Origin of the sequence: Thalassospira sp. UBA1131, from assembly GCF_002311515.1 — a bacterium.
Classification (GTDB): domain Bacteria; phylum Pseudomonadota; class Alphaproteobacteria; order Rhodospirillales; family Thalassospiraceae; genus Thalassospira.
In genome coordinates this window covers 6,165-14,478 of sequence record NZ_DCAO01000090.1, presented here as the reverse complement: position 1 = coordinate 14,478, position 8,314 = coordinate 6,165, and the positions used below count along the sequence as shown (strand labels likewise).

Genomic DNA, 8,314 nt, shown 5'->3' with positions numbered 1-8,314 from the left:
GTCTTTTTTGCGCATCTTCAGCACCGAACGAACACTGAAGAAGACTGAAAGAAGGGCCGCCGCCAGCAGGACGGCGGAAATCGGACGGGTAAAGAACACCGTCCAGTCGCCATCACTCATCAGCGCGCGACGCAGGTTGGTTTCGGCAATCGGCCCCAGAATGACACCCAGCACCAGCGGCGCCAGCGGGTAATCAAGCGACTTCAATCCATAGCCGACAAGTCCAATCGCGCCGAGCAGATAAAGATCCGTCACCCGGTTATTGAGCGCAAAGGCCCCGATCACGCAACAGATCATGACAGTCGGCACGATGAACTGTTTGGGAATGTCGGTCACGCGCAGGAACAGGCGCATCGACAGCACGCAAACCACCAGCATCATGAGGGATGCCACAACCATGGCAACGAACATGCCATAGGCCAGATCGGCATTGTCCATGATCAGACGCGGACCCACCGAAATGCCATGCACCATAAGGGCCGCCATCAGGATGGCATCCACCGCCGATCCCGGAATGCCCAGCGCAATCATCGGAATAAGGCCGCCACCGGCCGTTGCAGAGTTCCCGGCCTCGGACGCAATCACGCCATCCGGGTTGCCCTTGCCAAATTCATCGGGATTTTTGGAACTGCGCTTGGCCTGATCATAGGCCAGAAGGTTCGCGATCGAACCCCCAGCACCCGGAAGAGCACCAATAAACACACCAATAAGCGAGGAGCGCACCAGATTGACCGGATGCATCAGAACTTCACGCATGACCGCCCAGGTCTTGAATTCGATGACATCGGGAATAAGCGCATCACTGCTTGGGCCTTTGCCATGATCCTCGAGCTCCCCCATCAGCTGACTGATGGCAAAGATCCCGATCAAAACCACAAGGAACGGCAGACCCGGCATCAGGATCGACGACTCAAATGTCAGACGCGGCTGGCCCATCATCGGGTCGGGGCCAATGGTCGCAAGACCAAGGCCAATCACCCCGGCAATCAGCCCGCGCATCAGCGAATTGCCCACAAGGCTTGCGACAATGGTCAACGCAAAGACGATCAGCGAGAAATATTCCCACGGGCCAAGCTTGACCGCAATCATCGCAAGCGGCGGGGCCGCAATGATCAGAACGATGGTCGAAATGACAGTCCCGAAGAAGGACGACCAGACACCAAGCGAAAGGGCGCGTCCCGGTTCACCACCGCGCGCCATCGGATAGGCATCAAAGGTGGTTGCGACTGAACTTGGCGTACCCGGAATCCCCAGAAGGGCGGCACTGATCAGGCCACCGGTATAACCGCCAACATAAACCGACAGCATCACCGAAACGCCCTGCAACGGACCCATTGTAAAGGTCAGCGGCAAGGTCAGAATGATCGCCATGGTCACGGTGAAGCCCGGAATTGCGGCTGCGACGATCCCGGCAACGGAACCGATCAGCATGTAAATCAGGGTATCGAATGCGAAAACCTGATGTGCACCGGCAAGAAATGCATCCAACATCATCGTAAAACTTTATCTAGCCCGCAAACAGCACGCCGCGCGGGAGGAACACGTTAAAGACTTCTGCAAACAGCATGTTCAAGCCGACCGAGAAAATCACGGCGGCGATCAGCGACTGGAAGAGGGTCTTTTTGGAAATACCTGCGATCATCAATTGCGCGATCAGCAGAAACACAAAGGTGGTCAGCGAAAAGCCACCAAGCGGCAGCAACAGCAGATAGACCACCAGAAGCCCGAACAGTGCAAAGGAATAGCGCCGGGCAACAAGCCATGCACCCAATGATGCCCCAAGACGGTTTGCACCGCCGGCCTTGCGGATATCAATCACCGCACGCACCGCTGCGATCAGGCATAAAACCGCAAGCACCCCGAAAACCAGCTCCGGGAAGGAACCCGCCCCAAGCGGCTCCCAGCGCGAGGTCGGCAAGGTGCTGGCGCGCAGGCTTAGAAACGCAGCACCCAAACCGATAACGATATACGAAATCAGCCGTGCGACTTCAGTTCTTGCACGAAGAGCAGCGGACGCAACTGCGTCCGCTGCTGCTGCTTTCGCAGTCGTCTGACTCATCCCTGAAGTTTGCCGACAACTTTGTCGACTTCACCGTCAAGTTTATCGAGATAGGCTTTGTATGCCTCGTGACCGAGATAGATGTCAGCCGAACCGGCATTGGTCATCTTTTCACGGATATCAGGCAGGGACATTGCCTTCTCAAGCGCGGCGTCAAGTGCCTCGACGATCTCGTCCGGGGTACCGGCCGGAAGAACAACACCACGGGTTACCGCCATCGAAAGATCATAACCCTGCTCAGCCATGGTCGGGACGTCCGGCTCTTCGGAAGTACGTTCTTCGGTGCCGACACCGGCAAAGATCAGGTCGCCGTTTTTCACAAACTCGCTGGCCGATGCAACGTCACCGATCACGATGTCAACGTTGCCGCCAACAGCCGCACGGATACGCTCGCCAGTGTCACGGAAACCGACATAGCTGAACTGAACACCAAGAGCTTCTTCGATCATTGCCATGTGAAGATGCGGAACACCGCCAAGGGTCACACCCGCGCGCACGGCACCCGGATTTGCTGCGGCATATGCCTTGAGCTCTTCCAGGTTGGAGAAGTTGTCATTCTTCGACAGCACCAGATACTGCGGCGACGACGTCACCAGAGCCACCGGAATAAAGTTTTTGTAGCTGAGCTCGGTGATGCCAAGCTTGTTGGCGGTGTAAAGGCCTTCGTGGATCTGCGAAATGGTATAGCCATCAGCCGGACGTTTGGCGAATTCGGCCAGACCAACCGTGCCACCGACACCTGGCATATTGACGATCGGCACGGCCTGACCGGTGACTTCCGACAGACCCATGGCGACGATGCGCATCAGCGTGTCACTGCCGCCACCTGGGCCCCAAGGTACGATGAATTCGATTGGTTTTTCTGGATAGTCCTGCGCCTGCGCCGGACCTGCGATGGCTGCGGCCAACAAACCGGCAGCGACTGCAATCTTGCGGAACATGTATCTTGCCTCCTGATATCTCGCCTGAAATGCGTGAACCATTACTACTTTGGTTCAATCTCTTTGTCGGGACATTGTTGGCAGCAACAAACCAATTTCGCAAGCGCAAAAATAATATTTGGCTTTAAACAAGGATTATGTTGCAGATTTTTACCAAAGATGGATAGTACCACTTATTAATTGATATCATAATTGGTACGGATTGGTTCGAATGTTTGAAATGGATGGCGCCATGAGCCTCTATCTCGTCTGGGGCGCAGCCATGCTGTTTGCTGGCGTCCTTGGCGGGATCATGGCCGGGCTTCTCGGTGTTGGTGGCGGGATTGTGATTGTCCCGGTGCTTTATCATTTTCTGACCACCATGGGTGTCGATGAAAGCCTTCGCATGCAGGTCGCAGTTGCCACATCGCTGACCACAATCATTGCCACGGCAATCTCATCAACGCGCAGCCACTATAAAAAGGGCTCGGTCGATACGGCGCTTCTCAAACATTGGGGCCCGGCGATCATCGTCGGCGTGATCCTTGGCACCGCAATTGGCGGACTGGCCGATGGCCGTGTTCTGACCATCGTGTTTGCCGTTGTTGCCCTGATCGTGGCTGGCAACATGATCCTTGTGAAAGACCGCGAAACCAACGAGACCAGAAACCCGCCAAAATCCGTCTGGGCGGCACTTGGGGTGATTGCCGGCAGCCTTTCGGCCATGATGGGGATTGGCGGCGGCACCATCTGCGTGCCGGTCCTGAATTTCCTGGGTTACGACATCCGCCGCGCGGTTGGCACCTCGGCCGCGATTGGTCTCATCATCGCCCTTCCCGGTACCATCGGCTATGCGATGTCGGGCATTGGTGTCGATGGTCGCCCGCCATTTTCAATCGGCTATGTCAATGTTCTGGCGGCGGCACTGCTTATACCGATGACGGTACTGTGTGCACCAATCGGGGCACGCATAGCCCATACCATTCCGCGCCGGGCATTGCGCATGTGCTTTGGCCTGTTTCTGGCGATCACGTCTGCGCGGATGTTCTATGACCTTCTGAGCTAGGCATCCTTGCAAACATCTGGGAACAAACAGGAATTGTATATGCTTGTTCTTAGATAAACCAATGGCTTACAATGATAGGTGCGCATTGGTTCGCCAATAGAAACGCATTTGGAAACGTCGATAGAAACGCCATAAAAAATGACCAAAAACCATGACTGAATTCGCGACCCAGACGCTGGCAGAAAAGCTCAAGACCGGCTTTGCACAGGGGGACTTTGTCAAGGACGGGCGCGTGATCGCCGAACGCACCCTTGCCGAACAGCTTGATGTCGGTCGCCGGGCGCTTCGCAAGGCGCTTGATCAGCTTGAATCAGAAGGCCTGATCTGGCGCCGTCAGGGTCAGGGCACCTTTGTTGGCACCCCGCCAACCCCGCGCCTGCGCAAGCTTGAAGGACTGGCCACCAAAACCAGCCCGTTTGAAATCATGGAAGTCCGTCAGGAAATCGAACCATCGATGGCCCGGTTCGCTGCCCTTCGCGCATCACAAGGCGATATCGACGCCATGCGCAGCATGGTCGAAAAGGCCGCCCGCGCAACCACACAGGCCGAATACGAAAAATGGGATGCCGCCTTTCATCAACGTCTGGCCGAATCGGTCAAGAACACCCTGTTTCTGGCGGTGTTTGAGGCGGTCAATGCAGTCCGCCGCGAAGCGGCATGGGCTCGCCTGCGCGAAAGCAGCCATTCAGACACATTGATCGAAGAACTCAGCGCCCAGCATCGCGACATCATCAACGCGATTGAGCAACGCGATCCCAAGCGCGCCGAAGACGCCATGCGCCGCCACCTGTCCGAGGTGGAGCACGCACTCAAACAAACCTGATCTGATAACGATCTTCTGGCGGTCAGCCCTGCGGCGCAAAGTCCGCAAACATGCCGTGGTACGCCTTAAGCGGCGGCTTGGCATAGGCACCTGCCTTGCTGGTGCGAAGCCCCAGAAACGCCATGGCCTCGATCATCTTGACCGCGGCACTGACCCCGTCAATCACCGGCACGCCAAGCTCCTCGGTCAGGCGATCCGCAATATCGGTCATTCCCGCACAGCCCAGAACAATCGCCTCGGCATAATCATCAGCAAGGCAAATCTCCGCCTGCTTTTTAAGCGCAGTATATGCCGCCTTGGCGTTGGCACCTTCGAAATCCAGCGTCCGCACACCAGCGGCCCGGACGACACATTGCGATGACGCCCCGTATTTGGACACCAGATGTTCAAGCGGCCGGACAGAGACCGGCATCGGGGTGACAATCGCAAAGCGCGACGAAACGGCCGCCGCCATACGCAGGGCCGCCTCGCACAGCCCCAGCACCGGCGCACCGGTCAGACATCGCGCAGCATCGACCCCGGTATCATCAAAGCACGCCACCACATAGCCGCCAATTGGATCAGATTCCTGTTCGGGCGCAGCTTCGAGTTCGCGAATAACCGAAAGCAACCCCACACTGGCAAAGGCCTCGTCGTAATAACCCTCGATACTATCCGGCCCGAAAGTCGGATTGAGTGCCAAAACCTGTGTTGTCGGCCCAACAATCCTTTGCGCCTGTTCGCCGACCTTTTTGGTAAAGCCGGCCGAAAGGTTGGGGTTAATGACGGCGATGCGGCTCATGCTTTTTGTCCTTTGCGGCGGCGCATGATCGCAACCGTGCCCAATGCCAGTGCAATTACCAGGAACGAGAACCCGGTGGTCACCGTGCCCAGTGCATAAAGTACCGGCGTGGTGACATTGGTTGTCATGCCATAAATCTCAAGCGGCAGGGTATTGAGCGCGCCAGCCGTCATCAGGGTGCGGGCAAATTCATCGTAGGACAGGGTGAACGAGAACATCGCAACCCCGATCAGGCTTGGCCCCACCATCGGCAAAACAACATATTGAATGGTTTGCCAGTTGCTTGCGCCCAAATCGCGCGCCGCTTCCTCATAAGACGGATCAAACCGGTTAAACACCGCAAACATGATCAGAAGACCGAACGGGAACGTCCATGTCAGATGCGCACCAAGGGCCGAGGTAAACCATTGCGGCTGCCATTCAACGATATTGAACAGCAACCCAATGCCCAGCGAAATCAGGATCGACGGTACAATCAGGCTGGCAATCGCCAGATAGAAAATCACGCTGTCGCCCCGGAACCGCTTGCGGAAGGCAAGACCAGCCATGAAGGACACGACAACTGTCACCACCATGACAATCAGGCCAAGCTTTAGCGATCTGCTGAACGATCCACCAAAATCACCCACGGCCTGCTGTTCAAACAGATTGCCAAACCAATGGAACGAGAACCCGTTCATCGGGAAGGTCAGACCGCCATTCTCCCCCTGGAAAGACAGAATGAAGATCGTCAGCATCGGACCATAAAGAAACAGCACGAACAGCGCAAAAAATGCTGCAAGGAAATAGAAGCTGGTCGGACGGCGTTCACGGGTTTTGGTTAACAATGCCATGATCACAGCTCCTTGCGGATATCAACAAGACGCAACAATGCGGTCACGATCAGCAAAACCGTGATCAGCAGAACCACCGCACTGGCGGCTGCGGCCGGATATTGCAGAAGTCCGATTTCATTGGAAATCTGCAAACCGACCGACGCACTCTGCCCGCCACTCATCAGACGGACCGTGATGAAATCGCCCATCACCACCGTGATGACAAAGATCGACCCGATGGCAATGCCGGGCTTGGACAGCGGGACGATTACGGATTTCAAGGTTTCGAACCCGCTGGCACCGGCATCGCGCGCCGCCTCGATCAAGGACCGGTCAATGCGCATCATGGAATTGAAGATCGGCACCACCATGAACAGGGTGTAAAGGTGGACATCTGCCAACACGACTGCGAAATCGGAAAACAGAAGGAATTCAAGCGGCTGATCGACAATCCCGAGATTGATCAGGGCAGAGTTCAAAAGCCCGTTACGCCCAAGGAACGGGATCCACGAAATCATGCGAATGATATTCGACGTCCAGAACGGAATGGTGCACAGCATGAACAAAACGATCTGCCAGGTCAGACTGCGCACATGAAACGCCAGGAAATAGGCCACCGTAAACCCGATCAGGAGGGTAAAGACCCAGGTCAGAACGGCATATTTCAGGGTATTGAGATAGATGCTCCAGGTGACCGAGGAGCCCAGCAGGTACTTGTAGTTCTCTAAAATGAAGTCGGGCAGGATACGATATTCGTCATAGTCCCAGAAACTGACCACAACAATGGTCAGAAGCGGAATGACAAGAAACACCGCAAAGATCAGCGCCATTGGCGAGATCAGGAAATAGGACGATCTTTTTGACGTATCAGAAGCCATGCTCTGTCCTTGAAACCCTGCCAGAAAACCAAAAAGTAAAAACGAATAAATGGGCCCGACATGCTGTCGGAAAATTGAAAACGTAAAATCAGAAAGTCGGGGTGACGGGCGCGACCAAAGTCGCGCCCACCAGATATCTGTCGCAGATTATGCTGCGATGAATTCGTTCCACTTGCGGACCATGTGCTTGTTCTCGTCCATGACGGAGTTCCAGCACGCGACCGAGCCCATACGCTCTTCGTAGGAACCGCCATCGCGAACCGCACCTGCTTTTTCCATGACCTTACCATCCGGGGAAAGGATGTCGCCCTCGGCGGCTTTGCCTTCCATCCAGAAGCCCCACTCGTCTTCGGACATGAACTTCTTCGCGGTTTCTGGTGCTGCGCTGTAGTAACCCTGACGGTTAAGATACGCACCAACCCAGCCCGACAGGTACCAGTCGATATATTCGTAGGCTGCTTCAAGCTCGAGACCCGAAAGGTGCTTGGCAAGACCGATGCCACCACCCCATGCACGATAACCTTCCTTAAGCGGCTGGTATTTGCAGGCGATGCCCTTGGAACGCACGGCCGCAACCGCCGGCGACCACATGGACTGAATGACAACTTCGCCAGATGCCATCAGGTTGACCGACTCATCGAAGCTCTTCCAGAAGGCGCGGAACTGACCAGCTTTCTTGGCATCGATCATGACCGCGATGGTCTTGTCGATTTCTTCCTGGGTCATGTTGCCCTTATCGCCATAGGTGACTTCGCCCATGGCTTCGCACACCATCGCCGCATCCATGATACCAATCGACGGAATGTTCAGGATCGATGCCTTGCCCTTGAATGCCGGATCAAGCAGATCGGCCCAGCTGGTGATTTCGCGATCAATCAGGTCAGGGCGAATACCAAGGGTATCTGCGTTATAAATGGTCGGGATCAGGGTCATCCACTGGGTCGGTGCAGATGCAAACTCGACACTGTCGGC

9 protein-coding genes are annotated in these 8,314 nt (G+C 55.7%); 2 read left to right on the top strand and 7 right to left on the bottom strand.

Annotated elements, in window-relative coordinates; all coding sequences use genetic code 11:
- The 3 genes from B3Z49_RS13625 to B3Z49_RS13615 all read right to left on the bottom strand — a co-directional run.
- Positions 1-1,494 (bottom strand): tripartite tricarboxylate transporter permease (locus tag B3Z49_RS13625; RefSeq protein ID WP_296991821.1); only part of this gene is annotated, 1,494 nt, incomplete at its 3' end.
- Positions 1,495-1,507: 13 nt separating this feature from the next.
- Positions 1,508-2,059, bottom strand: coding sequence for a tripartite tricarboxylate transporter TctB family protein (locus B3Z49_RS13620; protein WP_296991818.1), 552 nt, complete (start codon positions 2,057-2,059; stop codon positions 1,508-1,510).
- On the bottom strand, positions 2,056-3,000 hold the full coding sequence (locus B3Z49_RS13615; RefSeq protein ID WP_064780148.1) for a tripartite tricarboxylate transporter substrate binding protein: 945 nt from the start codon (positions 2,998-3,000) through the stop codon (positions 2,056-2,058). The genes B3Z49_RS13620 and B3Z49_RS13615 overlap by 4 nt, the downstream gene beginning before the upstream one ends.
- A gap of 211 nt (positions 3,001-3,211) precedes the next feature.
- On the opposite strand from B3Z49_RS13615, the gene B3Z49_RS13610 reads away from it, so the two are divergent.
- Positions 3,212-4,045, top strand: coding sequence for a sulfite exporter TauE/SafE family protein (locus B3Z49_RS13610; RefSeq protein WP_296991814.1), 834 nt, complete (start codon positions 3,212-3,214; stop codon positions 4,043-4,045).
- Positions 4,046-4,196: 151 nt separating this feature from the next.
- Positions 4,197-4,868 (top strand): FadR/GntR family transcriptional regulator, encoded by a 672-nt coding sequence (locus B3Z49_RS13605; RefSeq protein WP_296991811.1) that lies wholly within the window; start codon positions 4,197-4,199, stop codon positions 4,866-4,868.
- A gap of 22 nt (positions 4,869-4,890) precedes the next feature.
- Here the strand turns inward: B3Z49_RS13605 and B3Z49_RS13600 are convergent, their stop codons facing one another.
- From B3Z49_RS13600 to B3Z49_RS13585, 4 genes are all read right to left on the bottom strand, one after another.
- A complete protein-coding gene (locus tag B3Z49_RS13600; RefSeq protein ID WP_296991808.1) occupies positions 4,891-5,649 on the bottom strand; it encodes an aspartate/glutamate racemase family protein in 759 nt (252 codons plus the stop codon).
- On the bottom strand, positions 5,646-6,482 hold the full coding sequence (locus B3Z49_RS13595; RefSeq protein ID WP_008888642.1) for an ABC transporter permease: 837 nt from the start codon (positions 6,480-6,482) through the stop codon (positions 5,646-5,648). The genes B3Z49_RS13600 and B3Z49_RS13595 overlap by 4 nt, the downstream gene beginning before the upstream one ends.
- Positions 6,483-6,484: 2 nt before the next feature.
- A complete protein-coding gene (locus B3Z49_RS13590) occupies positions 6,485-7,342 on the bottom strand; it encodes an ABC transporter permease (protein ID WP_008888643.1) in 858 nt (285 codons plus the stop codon).
- 147 nt (positions 7,343-7,489) lie between these two features.
- Positions 7,490-8,314 (bottom strand): ABC transporter substrate-binding protein (locus tag B3Z49_RS13585; RefSeq protein ID WP_296991803.1); only part of this gene is annotated, 825 nt, incomplete at its 5' end.